The following is a 16600-nucleotide window of genomic DNA, read 5'->3' as shown; positions in this document are numbered from 1 at the left end:
TGTAATCGAAAAGCCCCGGATCAAATGCTCCGGGGCTTTTTTATATGCAGTGTTAAGACAGGCTGCCTGTTTCAGGGTATCGGGAACTTGCTCTTTGTCGAATCCACTCCCATGTTCCTCAGGTATTCCTGGACAGGCCTCAGATCGCTTCGTCGAGGTTGATAGTGTCCAGAGACGTTGGAAAGGTGGAATTTCCCCAGGGCGTCTTTCCTTATATAGCCTGCGCTGACCACTTTTTCTGATTGACCACTGCCGGCGCCGATTTCCGCGATAGCAGGATGCGATAACCATTTTGGTGGCGCACTTTTGTCGATAGTGCCGATGATCAGTTGGTTGTCTTGCGTGAAGACGAACTTGCTGACTGTATTGGTTTTCAACACAACGTTCAGGTCCTGCGACGTGGTGATCCGCATCAGTTCCGCTCGGGCAGCTCTGGGGTTCAATGCCGCTCCTGCCAGATGCATCTCGGCGTTCAGGTCACGAGCCCTGGTATTGACCAGCACTGGAAGTGGTTTTTGCCCCGGCGACTCTATTCGCCAACTGCCGGCGTCGGAAGAGCTGCTTGAAGGCAATAGGTTTTTAGTCGAGGTGGCAGAAGGGGGCTGCGGGAGGGGTTCTAACGTTGCAGGTAGTCTGGCGCCACCCGGTAAACCGGTTGGCGCCCATTCGCCGTTCCCTTTATTCAAAAGCGTAGCCACCCGACGTCCCGTCTGCGGGTTTATAACGTTTACAAACCCTGATTCGAATTTGAACACCGGACTTATTTGGTAGACCTTGCTCATGCCTGAATTATCGGTGTAACGGATCAACCATTTGTCACCGACTTGCTGTGGCCCGGTGGCGCTGAGCGGTTTTCCGACCAATAGGTGATTATCCAGTGCATGAGCGGCTAGATCCCCTCGGTTCAACGTCTGTACAGGATGGGCCGGGTTTGGCAACTGGGCAGGGATGCTTGAGGGGCGGCCCGCGGATATCGACGTACCCGCAGGGGCTTTGAACACCGGGCGCAACGGGGCCCTTTTGAGTAAAGGAACACCCGACGCAGCCATGGCGAAGTCGTTATACACCGCACCCCATCGCCCCGGTTGGGTGAGGAGCCTGGGCAGGCTTCGTCCGGGTGCACGCAATTCCCTTAACGCAGCCTTGGAGAGCCTGTTGATGGCTGATGTACCAGCGCTGACCGGGGTGGGGCTCAGCACCAGTTGGGCCATATCTGTGGCGAACATTAGTTTGTTGACTGTGGATCGGGCCGAAACCTCGGCGCTGGTTGTCATCCGAACCAAGGCTTTTCCTCTGAGCAACCCTAGCTCCTGCATGTAAAGGCTGTCACTGATGCCCCCTTTGATTGGCTTTAGCCTGATGCCCGCTTCATGATCGGCCGCGAATGTCTTAAGCCATCTGCTGATTCCAGGCAAAAACAGGTCGTCGTGAATACCATACCTATCAACAGGTGATTCCCGCTGGTCCATGTAGGTCTTCCACTGGGGGGTGTCCAGCAGCTTGTTGAGTTGATCCTCGTCCACAATTTCTCTGAACGGGCGTCCGTCGGGAGCATCCGGGCTGTACAGGACAAGGGAAGGATGGTTGGTCGGTTTGATGACCAGCATGCCCTGGATGGGTTTGCCGTTCACGGCCACGCTGTGCGAGACAATGGATGCACCATTTACGATTGGCCATGTTGTTGCGTCGTCATGCTCAAGTGTCGCTTTGATCCACTGTTCGGCGATTTTTTGCTTGTTCAGGTAGGCGTCGGGATCCAGGCTGGTGATGAACGCGTCCTTGGCCATCCTTGCTTTTTGAAGGTCTTTACAGGCGTTGGGTAGCGCCCTGGCTTCGTCGGAAGTGGCGGTGGGGCTGAGTTTGTCATCCAGTAGATTAAGGTATCGGCCGCCCACATCGGTTTGACTGATCAGTTCCTCAAGGAACGGCTTATCCAATGTCAGCAGGTAGTTTCCATTGGCGCCGACCACGTGAGCGGTCCAGGTGCTTGTCGGCGAGTTTTCAGTCCATGGCGCTGTGTTCATAAGGGCCAGCTCGGTCAGCGACTTGGTGTCGACCTGCTGCTTGTGGGCATTATGGACGCCTGAAAGACCGATATTCCCCGACTGCTGTGTAATTATCTGAACCATCACGTTGTCGGGATTTATTTCCTCATTCGGGTAGCGGTCCTGCAGTTTGGCTTTCAGCGCCTGGGCCAGCAATTGTTTGGCGAAAATATCCAGGGGAGGGATGTTTTTCAATAATGGCTGCAAGTGCATGAGACTTTCGTGTTCCGCTTCCTCCAGTTTCCGATAATTCGTTTCCTGTTCGGGGGGCAGTTCTTTGAGCCATTGCGGCTGTAGTTTGTTGTGCAGTTGTTCATTGCGTGCGAGCAGGGCATTACTGCCATCGAAATGCAGTGAAAGATCCGCGGCATCATCGACGGCTGCGGCAGTTTCGGCAGAAAGCAGCGCGGGTGTGCGAGAGGATCCGGTTTCGGCTTGCGCTTCGGCGAAGCCGGACTGCATGGTTTCATTGACCTCGTCTGCCTGGCGCCGCAGCAACTGGGGAAAGGTCTGCGCCACAACGTCGCCGGAGACGGGGGCGAACCCCAGCAGCAAGTCATCTCCCCATTCAGAGTCGCGACTGTGCTCTACCGACAGCGGCAAACTTTTGAGTAATTGGGTGGCCTTCTCGTCATCGTTATTGATCCTCTGCATCAGTGCTTCGCGGGCGTCGCCAGGGCTCGCAAACTCCTCAAAACCTTCTCCGGGCGTATAAAGCACTACAGGCCCAGTGGTGTCATCCAGCCCGATACTCCTGGTGTCACTGGCGGTGTAAGGCGCCTCGGCCGACGACCCGTCACTGCGGGTGATAAGAAAGCAACCGGCTAAAAGGGCTCCGTTGGGGGAGTTGTCATCTACCCGGATGGGATACACCCCGGGACGATCCCCAGCGGGAAGTTCGCGTTCGCGTGCTTCAAGTGTCGGGTACTGAAAGGCGGTGTCGATCAGCTTTTTGCCAGTCTCGCTGAGAGTTCCGTCTTCAAACCGTAGTGCTGCCTCGGTGGAGAGCATTTGCCGGTGCAGGGCGGATAATTGTGCGAGGCGTGATGGCTGCTTGAAGGAGCCTTCGGGAGGTCTGTTCCAGTAGCTACTCAACGCCTCGGGAAAGCGGGTTGCGATATTTTTGGCAAGGGTCAGCAGGGAACCCTGATGTTCCAGCTTGGTTTGGGCATCACCTGCAGGTCCGTTAATGTAAAAGTCGGTTTGCGTATCTGCACCGTGTTCTTCAGCATTCGGTGTGCCGGTGATGGCGTCTCTGTAGACTTGCACGACCTTGTGGAGTAATGCCTCTGATAAGGTTTGCGTGGAAATCAACACAGGCTCTGCCGGCGGCTGCTGTCGATAGGTGTTGACGAGGATGATGTTGGGATCGATTGACTTGAGCTGGGGAAAGGTTTTTTTCAACTGAGCCTGGATAAAACGTTGGAGCGTCATCTGGTGACTGAGCAAATCAGTAATTTTCTGGTTGTACGTCTGATGCTGCTCAATCAATTGGAGCTGCGGGGCGGCTGCGTTTGGCCCAGTCCTATCGGCAACGACCGGCGTTATGCCACCGACTTTGAGTTTTATTCGATCATCCGAGTCTGATCCGAGCGGTCTGGGCTGATCGTTACTCGATAAAGGCGTCGTCGATTCAGAGGCTGTACTGACGGACAGTTGGACCTCCTGTGGCGAAGGCGTTTGGCGGGGAGAGAGAGACGTTGAGCGCATTGAAGTCCTGTGGATAGATAGCAGGTCCTTCTGTTTGAGAATGAATGACCAGGGCTTCGTGCCCCAGGGCTCAACTAAGTGATTAACGGCGTCCTGCTGGTTCCCAGGCCGAACTTATGTACATTGCGAAACAGAATTTTTCATAAAGAACAGGCAGTGCGGCCGTGTTTTTGATATTTGTTCCAGATTTTTCAGGACACCGCAGTCCCTGTTGTGTTGACGGTGGATTGGGTGCCGCGGTCGTACGCTCGCTGGTGATCCCATTGGATTCACGGGCTCACATTTTAGAAGGACCCGCATGTCATTCGTTGAAACCAACCAAATCCACCTGCTCGCCGCACTCTGGTTTGTGATCTGCTGGGGCGGCTATACCCGTTACGCCACTTGGAAAGCCCGTGACACCGCGTGTCTGGCCAGCGTGCTGCATCTGTACCGCGAAGACTGGATGCGCCGTATGCTATTGCGCGATAACCGCATCGCCGACGCCAGCGTGATCGGCAACCTGGAACGCAATGCCTCGTTCTTTGCCTCCAGCACCTTGATCATCCTCGCCGGTATTCTCACTGTGCTCGGCGCTTCCGAACGGGCGGTGTCGTTGCTGGCGGACATTCCCATAGTGCAGCAGGCATCCCGTGGGATGTCGGAGATCAAATTGCTTTGTCTGGCACTGGTATTTGTCTATGCGTTTTTTACCTTCAGCTGGTGCATGCGCCAGTACAACTTTGCGGCGGTGCTGGTGGGGTCGGCGCCGATGATCGGTGAGCGACAAGTCTCGGAACAGGAGCGCAAAGCGTTCGCGTCCCGGGCGGCACGGGTGATTTCCATGGCGGCCAACCAATTCAACCTTGGGCTGCGTTCTTATTATTTCGGCATGACCATGCTGGCCTGGTTTGTCAGCCCTTGGCTGTTCATGTTGATGAGCAGCGGGGTAGTCTTGGTGCTCTATCACCGGGAGTTTCATTCCGCGGTGCTGCAAGTGATGGTCTATACCCCGACCGATATGTCTGCGCCGGAGTCGGTCAAAGAGGCCGCACTCTGATTGCGCCTGGGGCCTGTGCAAAATACGCAGGCAAAAAAAAGCCCGCTATCTAAAGCGGGCTTTCTTTTGCGGAATCAGACCAAGCTATCTTACTTGGTTGGTTCTGGTGCCTGCGTTGCAGGTGCAGCTTCTTTTGTGGCAGCTTCGTTAGCTTCAGCCTGAGCTTTGGCAGCATCGGCGTTTTCTTTCGCAGCGTCGTTCACTTTATCCTGTGCTTTAGCCATGTCTTGCTGAGCTTGCTCTTTATGGGCAGCAGCGTCTTGGGCTTTGTCTTCGGATTTCTTGTCGCAGGCAGCCAGGCCGAGGGCAGCGGCCAGCATCATGGAAATAGCTAATGTCTTGCGCATGGGGTGTTTCTCCTTATTGAAGATATCTACTGGCCTTTCGAGCCTAATGGGCCAGCATTAGTTCCTTTTATCCCACAGATATATATACGTTTTCGCACAGAAACTTTTTTCGGCGTTTTTAGTCCGCCGGATTCACACTAATAAGAGTCTAAAACCAATGACCGAAAACCCCTTGTTAGAGCGTGCCGCACGCTTTGTTTCGGCGCTGCGCCACTGCCAGGTGCTGGGTGTTGCCGTGCATGCGGCCAGTGAGGAGGGCATGACCCTCGTGCTGCCTTACGGCCCGCATATCGTCGGTGATCCCCTGACCGGAGTGATCCATGGTGGCGCGCTGACTTCCTTGATGGACACGGCCTGCGGCATGGCCACCCTGTGCGTATTAGCCGAATTCGAGGTGTGCCCGACCCTGGACCTGCGCATCGATTACATGCACCCCGCCCAGCCCCATAAACCGGTCTATGGCTTTGCCCAATGCTACCGGGTCACCACTGATGTGATCTTTACCCGGGGGGTGGCCTATCAGGACGATCCGCAACAGCCCATCGCCCACGTGGTGGGCACGTTCATGCGCATGGGCAAGCGCCTCAAAGGCACGCAGGGGCTGGGCAGCACGGTCAGGGGAGAGCAGGCATGACCCATCGGTTCAAGACCCGCCTGGAGCAGGCCCTCGCTCGCGGCAATTACGACGTACTTCTGGACTTGGTGCCCTATGCCAAGCTGATCGGTGTCGAATGCACCCGGTTGGGGGATGAGCTGCTGTTTCGCCTGCCGGCCAGCAAAGACAATATTGGTAACCCGATATTGCCGGCGTTGCATGGCGGGGTGATCGCCGGCTTTATGGAGCTGTCGGCGGCGATGCATCTGCTGGTGTCTACCGGCGCTGCGAGCCTGCCGAAGATTATCGACTTCTCCCTGGATTACCTGCGCGCCGGCCAGTTTCGCGACACTTACGCCAAATGCCAGGTATGGCGCCAGGGTCGCCGTGTGGCGAATGTGGCGATCACCGCCTGGCAGAGCACCCCGGCCGAACCGATTGCCACCGCCCGTGCACATTTCAAGATTGAGGATCTGGCCCGCCCTTGAAATCCTGGTCTTAGCCCCCAACTTTGATGACAACCCGCCGCCAACCCTCAAGGGCGCGGCCATTGCCATCCAATTGGAGTTTGATGACCATGAGTGTGGAAACTCAAAAGGAAACCCTGGGCTTCCAGACCGAGGTGAAGCAGCTGCTGCACCTCATGATCCATTCGCTGTATTCCAACAAGGAAATCTTCCTTCGCGAATTGATCTCGAACGCCTCTGACGCTGTCGACAAATTACGTTTCGAAGCCCTATCCAAGCCGGAGTTGCTGGAAGGTGGCGCGGAACTGAAAATCCGCGTGAGCTACGACAAAGACGCCAAGACCGTCACCCTCGAAGACAACGGTATCGGCATGAGCCGTGAAGAGGCGGTTACCCACCTGGGTACCATCGCCAAATCCGGCACTGCGGATTTCATGAAGAACCTCTCGGGCGACCAGAAAAAAGATTCGCACCTGATCGGCCAGTTCGGCGTGGGCTTCTACTCGGCCTTCATCGTTGCCGACAAGGTTGAAGTGTTCAGCCGCCGTGCCGGGCTCGACGCCAGCGAAGGCGTGCACTGGGCTTCCAAAGGTGAGGGCGAGTTCGAAATCGCCACCATTGATAAGGCTGACCGCGGTACCCGCATCGTGCTGCACCTGAAATCCGGTGAAGACGAATTCGCCGATGGCTGGCGCCTGCGCAACATCATCAAGAAATACTCCGACCACATCGCGTTGCCGATTGAGTTGCCCAAGGAGCAGACCGCTGCCGAAGGCGAAGAGAAGCCGGCCGAGGAATGGGAAACCGTCAACCGTGCCAGCGCCCTGTGGACCCGTCCGCGTACCGAGATCAAGGACGAGGAATACCAGGAGTTCTACAAGCACATCGGTCACGACTACGAAAACCCGCTGAGCTGGAGCCACAACAAGGTCGAAGGCAAGCTGGAATACAGCTCGTTGCTCTACGTGCCGGCTCGTGCTCCGTTCGACCTGTACCAGCGTGAAGCGCCCAAAGGCCTGAAGCTGTATGTGCAGCGCGTGTTCGTGATGGACCAGGCCGAATCCTTCCTGCCGCTGTACCTGCGCTTTATCAAAGGTGTGGTCGACTCCAACGACTTGTCGTTGAACGTGTCGCGGGAAATCCTGCAGAAAGACCCGATCATCGATTCCATGAAGTCGGCGCTGACCAAGCGTGTGCTCGACATGCTGGAAAAACTGGCGAAGAACGAACCTGAGCAATACAAGAGCTTCTGGAAGAACTTCGGTCAGGTGATGAAGGAAGGCCCGGCGGAAGACTTCGCCAACAAGGAAAAAATCGCCGGCTTGCTGCGTTTCGCCTCGACTCAAGGCAGCGATGCAGAGCAGGTCGTGTCACTGGCCGAATACCTGGCCCGTGCCAAGGAAGGTCAGGACAAGATCTACTACCTGACCGGCGAGAAGTACGAAGCCGTCAAGGATAGCCCGCACCTGGAAGTCTTCCGCAAGAAAGGCATCGAAGTGCTGCTGCTGACCGACCGTATCGATGAGTGGCTGATGAGCTACCTCACCGAGTTCGACGGCAAATCCTTCGTCGACGTCGCCCGTGGCGACCTGGACCTGGGTAACCTGGACTCCGAGGAAGAGAAGAAAGAAGCCGAGGAAGTCGCCAAGTCCAAAGAAGGCCTGGTTGAGCGGATCAAGGCGTCCCTGGGGGATGCGGTCAGTGAAGTACGGGTTTCCCATCGCCTGACCGACTCCCCGGCGATCCTGGCCATTGGCGAGCAGGACCTGGGCATGCAAATGCGCCAGATCCTCGAGGCCAGCGGTCAGAAAGTGCCGGATTCGAAGCCGATCTTCGAATTCAACCCGGCTCACCCGCTGATCGAGAAACTCGATGGCGAGCAGAGCGAAGAGCGTTTTGGCGACCTGTCGCACATCCTCTTCGACCAGGCGGCCCTGGCCGCTGGCGACAGCCTCAAAGATCCGGCCGCCTATGTGCGCCGACTGAACAAGCTGTTGGTTGAACTGTCGGTTTAACACCGTTGTAGAAAAACCCGCTTCGGCGGGTTTTTTCGTTCTAGTGCACCTCAACTGGAGAGAATGATGAGCCAAGTCACTGTGCGTTCCGTGGTCTATCAGATTGATGGCCAGTCTTATGAGAGCCGCCTGGCGTTCGATGCGAGCCATAAGGGCCCCTTGCCGGGCCTGCTGATGGCACCGAACTGGATGGGTGTGAGTGCAGGTGCTGAAGAGATCGCCAAGAGCGTGGCCAGCCAGGGCTACGTGGTGCTGATCGCCGACCTGTACGGGCAAACCGTGCGCCCGTCGAATGGCGATGAAGCCGGCGCGGCGATGATGCCGTTGAAGAACGATCGCCCGTTGCTGAACAAACGCATGCAGGCGGCCCTTGAGCAACTGCAAGGCCAGACCGAGGCGGCCGTCGATACGTCGAAGCTGGCGACCTTCGGTTTCTGCTTCGGCGGTTGCTGCTCCCTGGAGTTGGCGCGTACTGGGGCGCCGCTCAAGGCGGCGATCTCGTTCCACGGCACCCTCGACACGCCAAATCCGGCGGATGCGAATAACATCAAGGGCTCAGTGCTGGTCTTGCACGGTGCTTGCGATCCGTTGGTGCCCAAAGAACAACTGCCGGCGTTCGAAGATGAAATGAACGCGGCGGGTGTGGATTGGCAGTTACTCAGCTACGGAGGCGCGGTGCATTCCTTCACCGACCCCGAGGCCAATGTGCCGGGCAAGATGATGTACGACGCCAAGACCGCTGCACGGGCGTTCCAGTCGATGCATAACTTGTTGGATGAAGTGTTCAAGGGCTGATGCTTCGGCGCCTGTTCGGGCCTCTTCGCGAGCAAGCCCGCTCCCACATATGACTGCGTTCACAGACCGAAATGTGGGAGCGGGCTTGCTCGCGAATGCTATCTAACAGGCAACTCGATTCTTTCTGACTCCCCCGGCACAGTCGGCCAATCCCCAGCCGCCCAACGCTGTCTCGCCTGCTCGATCACCGCCGGATCGCTCGCCACAAAATTCCAGTTGATCCGCCGTGGCCCATCCAGCGGCGCCCCGCCAAACACCATCAGGTGGCAATCAGTCTCGGCATACAGGGCCAGCTCCTGCCCAGTCGGCAATACCACCAAGCTGTTGACCTCCAGCGCTTCACCGTCCAACTGCGCCTCACCCTCCAGCACATACACCGCACGTTCCTCATGTTCATCCGGAATCAGCAGGGTAGTGGCGGTTTGCATCTGTACCTCGGCATACAGCGTCGGTGACAGTACGGGTACGGGGGATTTGAGGCAAAAACCATCACCGGCAATCAAGCGCACCTGCACGCCGAGGTTATCGCTCACCGGCAAGCTCGCCGCCGGGTGATGGCTGTAGTGGCCAGGCCCGGTCTCGTGGTCCTTGGGTGAGGCCAGCCACACTTGCAGGCCGTGCAGGCTGAAACCACTGGTCTTGAGCGCTTCGGGGGTACGCTCAACATGGGCAATTGCACTACCTGCGGTCATCCAGCTGACATCGCCGGCCTGCACCACTTGGTCCGAGCCGAGGCTATCCTTGTGCTGCAAGGCGCCTTCAAACAGATAGGTGAGGGTGGACAGGCCGATATGCGGGTGCTGGCGGATATTCATGCCCGTGCCTGGTGCATAGCGGGTCGGCAGCATATGGTCGAAAAACACAAAGGGCCCGACGCTGCGGCATTCACGGGAGGGCAGCGGGCGCAGGATCGGCTGGCCTTCGACATCTTCGGCGCGGGGGCGGATCACGGTGAGGGTGGTCATGGCGCATCCCTGTCTGAGCGGGTTGGATGGGGCTGAGCATAACCCGCTCGATAGGAAGTTGGCGCTATGCGCTGAAGGCACCTTCCGATAATGTCGTCTCGATGCTGATTTCGGCGGTGGTCATCAGCTTGTGTACCGGGCACTTGTCTGCGACGCGATGCAACTCCTCGCGCTGCTCATCGCTCAATACACCCTTGAGGGTCAATTTGACGCTGAGTTTATATTTGCCTTTTTGCTCTTCGGCGGCGTCGTGGGTCACCTCAACGGTCACGCCGGTGAGCGGGATATCTTTCTTCTGCGCATAGAGTCTGACCGTCAAGGCTTTGCATGATGCCAGCGCAGCATCGAAATAATCGTGGGGAGAGGGCGCCGAGTCATCGCCACCCAGGCTCTTGGGCAGGTCGGTAAACAGCTCATGGTTGTTGATATTGACGCTGTGACGGAAGTTTTCAGCGTTCAGTGTATTGACGGTAACAGGCATGGCGAACCTCACAAGAGGGCAGGATGAAGGTCATGCAGTTATAGAGCATGCTGGCGCTCGAGTGTTCCCGTTTTTCCGTGCTGAACCTGGATGACTGGCGCAAGGTCTACCCGTATTAGCCTAATTGAGGTGTTACCGTGCTTCGGACCCGCCTGAGTCTTGCCTTGTTGCTCGTTGCCGGCAGCCTTGCCGCGCAGGCCCGCGACTATGCCTACAGCGACGCGCACCTGCACTACGTGGATTTTTTCCAGGAAACGGCAGGCATGGACAAACTGCTCAAGGCGATGGCCGAAAACCGCATCGAGCATGTGATGATTTCCGGTATCCCCGTGGCCAAAAAATGGCACGAAGACGAGCCCAAGCGCCCGCGCTACTACGCCGGTGATGACGCCGATGCCTATTGGTACAGTGCCACCGATGTGATTGTCGCGGCAGCGGTCAATAAGCTGACCCCCGAGCAACGCCAGCACTTTCATCCGTTCCTGGCCGGCTTCAATCCCAACGACAAGAACTCCGCTGCCCATATCCAGCGCATGCTCGACCTCAATCCAGGGCTATGGCAGGGCATCGGTGAAGTATTCACCCGCCACGACGACCTCACCGCCCTGACTTCCGGTGATACGCCCCGCGCCAACAACGAAGCGATGACGCGTATCTATCACCTGGCCGCCGAAAACGACCTGCCGGTGATGCTGCATTCCAACATCACCTCCAAGCGCGAGCGTAATCCGCTGTATCTGGCTGAAATCGAAGAGCCGCTGCGCAACCACCCGCACACCCGGTTTATCTGGGCCCATGCGGGCACCAGCAAGGAGATCCACCGGCATCAGGTGCAGATGGACTTCTTGCTGCCCACCTTGACCCGGCTGCTGGAGGCTTACCCCAATCTGTACATCGACCTGTCCTGGAGTATGCTCACGCCGTATTTGCTGGATGAGGTGGGCAAGCCTCGGGCGGAGTGGGTAGAGCTGGTGGAGCGCTTTCCGGAGCGGTTTATGTTGGGGTCGGATGTGGTAGGGCGATTCAATAAGCTGGGCAAGAAAATGCAGCGCTTTGACCCCTTTTTGGATGCCTTGCCTGAAGAGGTTGCGCGCAAAGTGGCACGCGATAACTTTCTGGCCGTCCTGCCTAAAGAGGCAGCGGTTGGCGATGGGTCTGAATAGGCGGGTGGCGTGGTTTTGAGGGGAGGGCTGGGAATTGCGTTGGCCCATTCGCGAGCAAGCCCGCTCCCACACTTGACCGGATTCCTTCAGGAAGTACACGGTTAAGTGTGGGAGCGGGCTTGCTCGCGAAGCAGGCGCCTCGGTGGCGGGGCTTACTTGCCCTGCCAGCGTTTCAGCACCAGAGTGGCGTTAGTGCCACCGAAGCCGAAGCTGTTGCTCATCACGGTGTCGATTTTCACGTTCTCGACGGTCTTGGTCAGGATCGGCATATCGGCGACGACCGGGTCGATCTCGTCGATGTTGGCCGAGCCGGCCATGAAGTTGCCTTCCATCATCAGCAGGCAGTAGATCGCTTCGTGAACGCCGGCGGCGCCCAGGGAGTGACCGGACAGGCTCTTGGTGGAGCTGATTTTCGGAGCCTTGTCGCCGAATACCGCACGTACGCCTTCCATTTCCTTGGCGTCACCGACCGGAGTCGAGGTGCCGTGGGTGTTCAGATAGTCGATTGGGGTATCCACGGTGGCCATCGCCATCTGCATGCAACGGATGGCACCTTCGCCGCTTGGGGCAACCATGTCGTAGCCGTCGGACGTCGCGCCGTAGCCGACGATTTCCGCGTAGATCTTGGCGCCACGGGCCAGGGCGTGTTCCAGCTCCTCGACCACCACCATGCCGCCACCGCCGGCGATGACGAATCCGTCACGCTTGGCGTCGTAGGCACGGGAGGCTTTTTCCGGGGTTTCGTTGTACTGGGTGGACAGTGCGCCCATGGCGTCGAACAGGAACGACTGGCTCCAATGTTCTTCTTCACCGCCGCCGGCGAATACGATGTCCTGCTTGCCCAGCTGGATCTGCTCAACGGCAGTCCCGATGCAGTGGGCGCTGGTGGCGCACGCGGAGGAGATCGAGTAGTTCACGCCCTTGATGGCGAACGGCGTGGCCAGGCAGGCGGAAACGGTGCTACCCATGGTCCGCGTGACACGGTAAGGGCCAACGCGCTTCACGCCTTTTTCGCGCAGGATGTCCAGCGCTTCCATCTGGTTGAGGGTGGATGCGCCGCCTGAGCCGGCGATCAGGCCGGTACGTACGTTCGATACCTGGTCTTCGCTCAGGCCGGAGTCGGCGATCGCGTCTTTCATGGCCAGGTAGGCGTAGGCGGCAGCGTGGCCGACGAAGCGATAGATCTTGCGATCGATCAGCTCTTCGAGGGGCAGGTCGATGGAGCCGGAAACCTGGCTACGCAGACCCATTTCGGCATATTCCGGGTTGAAGCGGATGCCAGGGCGACTTGCACGCAGGTTAGCGGTGACGGTCTCTTTGTCATTGCCCAGGCAAGAAACGATGCCCAGACCAGTGATAACGACGCGGCGCATGCGGATAACCCTTAAAAGTTGTCAGTGGAAGTGAATACGCCGACCCGAAGGCCTTCGGCAGTATAGATCTCGCGTCCGTCGACAGTCACCGAACCGTCGGCGATGGCCAGGTTCAGCTTGCCCTTGAGGACGCGCTTGATTTGAATGTTGTAGGTGACTTTCTTGGCGGTCGGCAGGACCTGGCCAAAGAACTTCACTTCGCCCGAACCCAGGGCGCGGCCGCGGCCCGGCAGGCCTTGCCAGCCCAGGTAGAAGCCGACCAGTTGCCACATGGCATCGAGGCCCAGGCAGCCTGGCATCACCGGGTCGCCTTCGAAGTGGCAGGCGAAGAACCAGAGGTCCGGGGTGATATCCAGCTCGGCGACCAATTCACCTTTGCCGTACTTGCCACCCTCTTCGCTGATATGGGTGATGCGATCCACCATCAGCATGTTCGGGGCGGGCAGTTGCGCGTTACCTGGGCCGAACAGCTCACCGCGACTGCAGCGCAGCAGGTCTTCCCGAGTAAAGGCGTTTTGTTTGGTCATGCGAGCTCCTCAATAATCCCATGCGGCAGGGTAGGGTAAATCTTCCCGAACCGAATGAAGCGTTCATGCCTCATAGCGGCAGCCTACACATAGACTATTGCGTTGTAGTGAAAGTCACAGCGGCAAGGCACTGAATGTACACTTGTTCACTGAAATTTTAAACCGGGCCTGTTTATCGGCCCGTTCGGGTGCCTAAGACTGCCGCACTTTCGTCTTTCACGCCAGTCAGAGTTGGCTGATGGCGCGGCGCTATTGCACCCAGCGCTGCAGGATTTCCTGCAAATCCGTGCGTTTGAACGGCTTGGCCAAGTAATCGTTCATTCCGGCTGCCAGGCACGCTTCGCGGTCACCCTGCAATGCGTTGGCTGTCAGGGCGATGATCGGCAGATCGGCACAGCCGGGCAGTTGGCGAATCTGTCGCGTGGCTTCGTAGCCGTCGATCAACGGCAAGCGGCAATCCATCAGGATAGCGGTGAAAATCAGGCTCTCGGCGCTGCGGATCGCCTCGGCGCCATCGGTGGCCAGGCTGACTTCAAAACCCAGGCTGCGCAACATGGCTTCGACCACTGTGCGATTGACCGGGTTGTCTTCCACCAGCAACACGTGGCGTCCGTCGCCGGCGCTGGTTTTGCCCACGGCGTCTGGAGCAATGGCCTGCACCTGTTGCTGGTCGATGGCCAGCGGAATTTCCAGGGTAAACACCGAGCCTCGGCCTTCTTCGCTCCGGGCCCGCAGGGTGCCGCCCATGCGCTCGGCCAGGGTGCGCGCAATTGGCAGCCCCAGGCCGGTGCCGCCGTAACGTCTTGAAATGGAACTGTCGGCCTGCTGGAACGCATCGAACATCAGCTCCAGGCGTTCGGCAGAAATGCCAATACCGCTGTCGCGCACCGTGCAGGTGAACCAGACCAGTTCGTGGTCCAGGGTTTGCCAATGGGGCTCGACGGTCACGCTGCCATGTTCGGTAAATTTCAACGCGTTGCCGATCAGGTTGACCAGCACCTGCCGGATACGTGTCGGGTCGCCCCGCACTTGCAGGGCTTCCATGCCGGCGGGAATCGACAACTCCAGGGTCAGCCCGCGCTGCTGGGCGCTGTGCTGGAAGGCCTGGGCGCAACTGTTGATCAGGTCCGCCAGGTTGAAGGAAATATGTTCCAGTTCCAGTGCGGCGCGCTCAATGCGTGAGAAGTCGAGGATATCGTTGATCACCTTGAGCAAGTGCTCGGTGGACTCGGAAGCCAGCGCCGCGTACTCGGTCTGTTCTTCGGTCATCTCGGTGGTTTCCAGCAGCTGCAGCATACCCAGCACGCCGTTCATGGGCGTGCGCAGTTCGTGACTCATCATCGCCAGGAATTCCGATTTGGCGTTGTTCGCACGCTCGGCTTCCTCGCGGGTCTGGATCAACTGGGCGATGGCTTGTTGCTGTTCGCGACTGGCTTGGTTGAGGCCCTCGGCCAGGTTGTTGATATGCCGCGACAGGTCGCCGAGCTCCGAATCATCGACAATCGGCAGTGGGGTCTTGTAGTCGCCCTGCTGGATGGCCTTGACCGCGTTGCCCATGGCGCTGATCGGCTGCGACAGGCTCGCCGCCAGGCGTCGCGCCAGCAGGAAAGTGAACAGCAGGGCGAACAGCGCCAGGACCCCGGCCTTGAACAGGATCTGTTGCTGGCGCTGGCTGAACGCGTCGTTGGACATGCCGACGATCACTCGGCCCAGGTAATCTGCGCGGGGTGCCATGGGACCCTTGAGGTTGTCCTGGAAGAAGTCATTGCCCAGCTCGATATGTTGCAGGCGGATCGGCGCCTGGAACACCTTCACCGACAGTGAGCGGTCATGCTTCTCCGACGGTTGCTCGACATACACCAGGATGTTTTCAGCGCTGTCCTGAATCTCCAGGAAGCGTACGTGGGGCGTGGCCAAGGTCGCGCGCAGCAGGGATTCGAGCACATCGTTGTTGCCGGAAATCACCCCGTACTCGGTGGCGGGCGCCAGCTGGTTGGCGATCAGTTGACCGGTGTGATCCAGTTCCTGGCGCAAATCCTGGATACGCACGAAGGTAAAGAAACTGATCAACAGCAGGGTCAGCAACAACGCGGGGCCCAGGGTAATGAGCTGGGTGCGGGTGTTGATATCCCAACGACGACGCAAGGTCATGGGCGTTTCTCTCCTTCGGCCAAGCGGGTGGCGACGGCTGCTTCATCGACCTGTTCGATGCCCAGTGAGCGCGCGACTTGCGGGTTGCCCACGACTTTGAAGTGTTCCGGATACAAGGTGTGCGGCCAATTGGCCGGCGCGTGGTCCAGCAGGCTGTCCAGCACGGCGAGCCAGTCGGGCTGGTCACTGTAGGTGCTGGCCAGGCTACCGGCCCTGACAAACCCGGCGTTGGGGCCCACCAGTGGCAGTTGTTGGGCGTAGCTGCTCAGCAACAGGTTTTTTGCGGTTTTGGGGTTGTACAGTTGTGGGTCGTCGAGACCGAGCAGCACGTCGCTGTTCTTGAACAGGGTTTGCAGCGCACGGCTGTCATTGGTGTTGTCCCATCGTTGCGGCACGATTTCCAGGCCCATGGGTTTGGCGAACTGCATCAGTTCGCGAAGCAGGAACTCGCTGTCGGCACCGTAAAGCACGCCGATGCGGTGGGCCTGGGGCAGGATGCTGGCGATCAGGTGCAACTGACGTTCCAGCGGCGGGTCACTCCACAGCAGGCTGATCTTCGCCGGGTGCGTGTTGCCCAGGCGTTGTCGGGCCTGCAGGCGGCTGATGCGCAGCACCAGGGTCGGCGGGCCTTGAGCGTCCTGCAGGCGCCAATCCAGGCCGGGCAGGTCGAGGAGGATCAAGCGGGTGCTGGCGGGCAAACGGCTCGGCGCTGGCAAGTCCTTGAGCGGGGTGAAGGTGACCTGGTCTTCGGGGCGCTGTTGCGCAAGGGCCTGGGTGAAGGCTTGTATGCCGGCACTGTCTTGGGCTGCGGTCAGCAGGATGTCGGCGCTCCACGCCGGGGTCGCCAGCAGCAGGGCCGCCAGCAGCACGCCGCGGCACCAGCGCAGTGGAATCAAGAAGAGGGTCATCCGTGACTGATCGCCCATG

Annotated in this window: 14 protein-coding genes; 6 read left to right on the top strand and 8 right to left on the bottom strand. The window is 58.6% G+C overall.

Annotation, left to right across the window (positions count from 1 at the left end; all coding sequences use genetic code 11):
* Positions 1–71: 71 nt before the first annotated feature.
* The gene (locus tag TU73_RS22760) at positions 72–3536 is read right to left on the bottom strand and encodes a dermonecrotic toxin domain-containing protein (RefSeq protein ID WP_156421245.1); all 3465 of its coding nucleotides are present in this window, start codon (positions 3534–3536) and stop codon (positions 72–74) included.
* A gap of 517 nt (positions 3537–4053) precedes the next feature.
* On the opposite strand from TU73_RS22760, the gene TU73_RS22755 reads away from it, so the two are divergent.
* Positions 4054–4794 (top strand): DUF599 domain-containing protein, encoded by a 741-nt coding sequence (locus TU73_RS22755; RefSeq protein ID WP_057014098.1) that lies wholly within the window; start codon positions 4054–4056, stop codon positions 4792–4794.
* A gap of 89 nt (positions 4795–4883) precedes the next feature.
* Here TU73_RS22755 and TU73_RS22750 read toward each other — a convergent pair whose 3' ends face one another.
* A complete protein-coding gene (locus TU73_RS22750; RefSeq protein ID WP_057014097.1) occupies positions 4884–5141 on the bottom strand; it encodes a hypothetical protein in 258 nt (85 codons plus the stop codon).
* Between the two features lie 157 nt (positions 5142–5298).
* Here TU73_RS22750 and TU73_RS22745 point away from each other — a divergent pair, with 157 nt between their 5' ends.
* The 4 genes from TU73_RS22745 (at position 5299) to TU73_RS22730 (ending at position 9013) form a co-directional block, all read left to right on the top strand.
* The gene (locus TU73_RS22745; RefSeq protein ID WP_057014096.1) at positions 5299–5775 is read left to right on the top strand and encodes a PaaI family thioesterase; all 477 of its coding nucleotides are present in this window, start codon (positions 5299–5301) and stop codon (positions 5773–5775) included.
* Entirely contained in the window at positions 5772–6224 is a 453-nt protein-coding gene (locus TU73_RS22740) for a PaaI family thioesterase (RefSeq protein ID WP_057014095.1), read from the top strand. The genes TU73_RS22745 and TU73_RS22740 overlap by 4 nt, the downstream gene beginning before the upstream one ends.
* Before the next feature lie 89 nt (positions 6225–6313).
* Complete coding sequence (gene htpG, locus TU73_RS22735) at positions 6314–8218, top strand: molecular chaperone HtpG (protein WP_057014125.1); 1905 nt, start codon at positions 6314–6316, stop codon at positions 8216–8218.
* A 66-nt stretch (positions 8219–8284) separates the two neighbouring features.
* Entirely contained in the window at positions 8285–9013 is a 729-nt protein-coding gene (locus tag TU73_RS22730; RefSeq protein WP_057014094.1) for a dienelactone hydrolase family protein, read from the top strand.
* A 98-nt stretch (positions 9014–9111) separates the two neighbouring features.
* Here TU73_RS22730 and TU73_RS22725 read toward each other — a convergent pair whose 3' ends face one another.
* Together TU73_RS22725 and TU73_RS22720 are read right to left on the bottom strand one after the other, a co-directional pair.
* Complete coding sequence (locus tag TU73_RS22725) at positions 9112–9978, bottom strand: pirin family protein (protein WP_057014093.1); 867 nt, start codon at positions 9976–9978, stop codon at positions 9112–9114.
* A 64-nt stretch (positions 9979–10042) separates the two neighbouring features.
* A complete protein-coding gene (locus tag TU73_RS22720; protein WP_057014092.1) occupies positions 10043–10459 on the bottom strand; it encodes an OsmC family protein in 417 nt (138 codons plus the stop codon).
* Between the two features lie 137 nt (positions 10460–10596).
* Between TU73_RS22720 and TU73_RS22715 the strand changes: the two genes are divergently transcribed.
* Entirely contained in the window at positions 10597–11622 is a 1026-nt protein-coding gene (locus TU73_RS22715) for an amidohydrolase family protein (RefSeq protein WP_057014091.1), read from the top strand.
* Between the two features lie 152 nt (positions 11623–11774).
* Here TU73_RS22715 and fabB read toward each other — a convergent pair whose 3' ends face one another.
* From fabB to TU73_RS22695, 4 genes are all read right to left on the bottom strand, one after another.
* Complete coding sequence (gene fabB / locus TU73_RS22710) at positions 11775–12995, bottom strand: beta-ketoacyl-ACP synthase I (protein WP_057014090.1); 1221 nt, start codon at positions 12993–12995, stop codon at positions 11775–11777.
* 11 nt (positions 12996–13006) lie between these two features.
* Positions 13007–13522 (bottom strand): 3-hydroxyacyl-[acyl-carrier-protein] dehydratase FabA, encoded by a 516-nt coding sequence (gene fabA / locus TU73_RS22705; protein WP_003210552.1) that lies wholly within the window; start codon positions 13520–13522, stop codon positions 13007–13009.
* 249 nt (positions 13523–13771) lie between these two features.
* Positions 13772–15673 carry an ATP-binding protein gene (locus tag TU73_RS22700; protein ID WP_057014089.1) on the bottom strand — a complete coding sequence of 634 codons (1902 nt, stop codon included), beginning with the start codon at positions 15671–15673 and terminating at the stop codon, positions 13772–13774.
* Positions 15670–16599: an ABC transporter substrate-binding protein gene (locus TU73_RS22695; protein ID WP_057014088.1), complete on the bottom strand. Its 930-nt coding sequence runs from the start codon at positions 16597–16599 to the stop codon at positions 15670–15672. Before TU73_RS22695 ends, TU73_RS22700 begins: the two co-directional genes overlap by 4 nt.
* Between the last annotated feature and the right edge of the window lies 1 nt (position 16600).

Source organism: Pseudomonas libanensis, from assembly GCF_001439685.1.
Taxonomy (GTDB): domain Bacteria; phylum Pseudomonadota; class Gammaproteobacteria; order Pseudomonadales; family Pseudomonadaceae; genus Aquipseudomonas; species Aquipseudomonas libanensis.
Note: the sequence above shows the minus strand (reverse complement) of the source record. Positions and strands in the feature narration are given on the sequence as shown.

Coding starts and splice junctions, on each gene's coding strand:
- TU73_RS22755 (WP_057014098.1), top strand. CDS start 4,054: ATGTCATTCGTTGAAACCAACCAAATCCACCTGCTCGCCGCACTCTGG.
- TU73_RS22750 (WP_057014097.1), bottom strand. CDS start 5,141: ATGCGCAAGACATTAGCTATTTCCATGATGCTGGCCGCTGCCCTCGGC.
- TU73_RS22745 (WP_057014096.1), top strand. CDS start 5,299: ATGACCGAAAACCCCTTGTTAGAGCGTGCCGCACGCTTTGTTTCGGCG.
- TU73_RS22740 (WP_057014095.1), top strand. CDS start 5,772: ATGACCCATCGGTTCAAGACCCGCCTGGAGCAGGCCCTCGCTCGCGGC.
- htpG (WP_057014125.1), top strand. CDS start 6,314: ATGAGTGTGGAAACTCAAAAGGAAACCCTGGGCTTCCAGACCGAGGTG.
- TU73_RS22730 (WP_057014094.1), top strand. CDS start 8,285: ATGAGCCAAGTCACTGTGCGTTCCGTGGTCTATCAGATTGATGGCCAG.
- TU73_RS22725 (WP_057014093.1), bottom strand. CDS start 9,978: ATGACCACCCTCACCGTGATCCGCCCCCGCGCCGAAGATGTCGAAGGC.
- TU73_RS22720 (WP_057014092.1), bottom strand. CDS start 10,459: ATGCCTGTTACCGTCAATACACTGAACGCTGAAAACTTCCGTCACAGC.
- fabB (WP_057014090.1), bottom strand. CDS start 12,995: ATGCGCCGCGTCGTTATCACTGGTCTGGGCATCGTTTCTTGCCTGGGC.
- fabA (WP_003210552.1), bottom strand. CDS start 13,522: ATGACCAAACAAAACGCCTTTACTCGGGAAGACCTGCTGCGCTGCAGT.
- TU73_RS22700 (WP_057014089.1), bottom strand. CDS start 15,673: ATGACCTTGCGTCGTCGTTGGGATATCAACACCCGCACCCAGCTCATT.
- TU73_RS22695 (WP_057014088.1), bottom strand. CDS start 16,599: ATGGGCGATCAGTCACGGATGACCCTCTTCTTGATTCCACTGCGCTGG.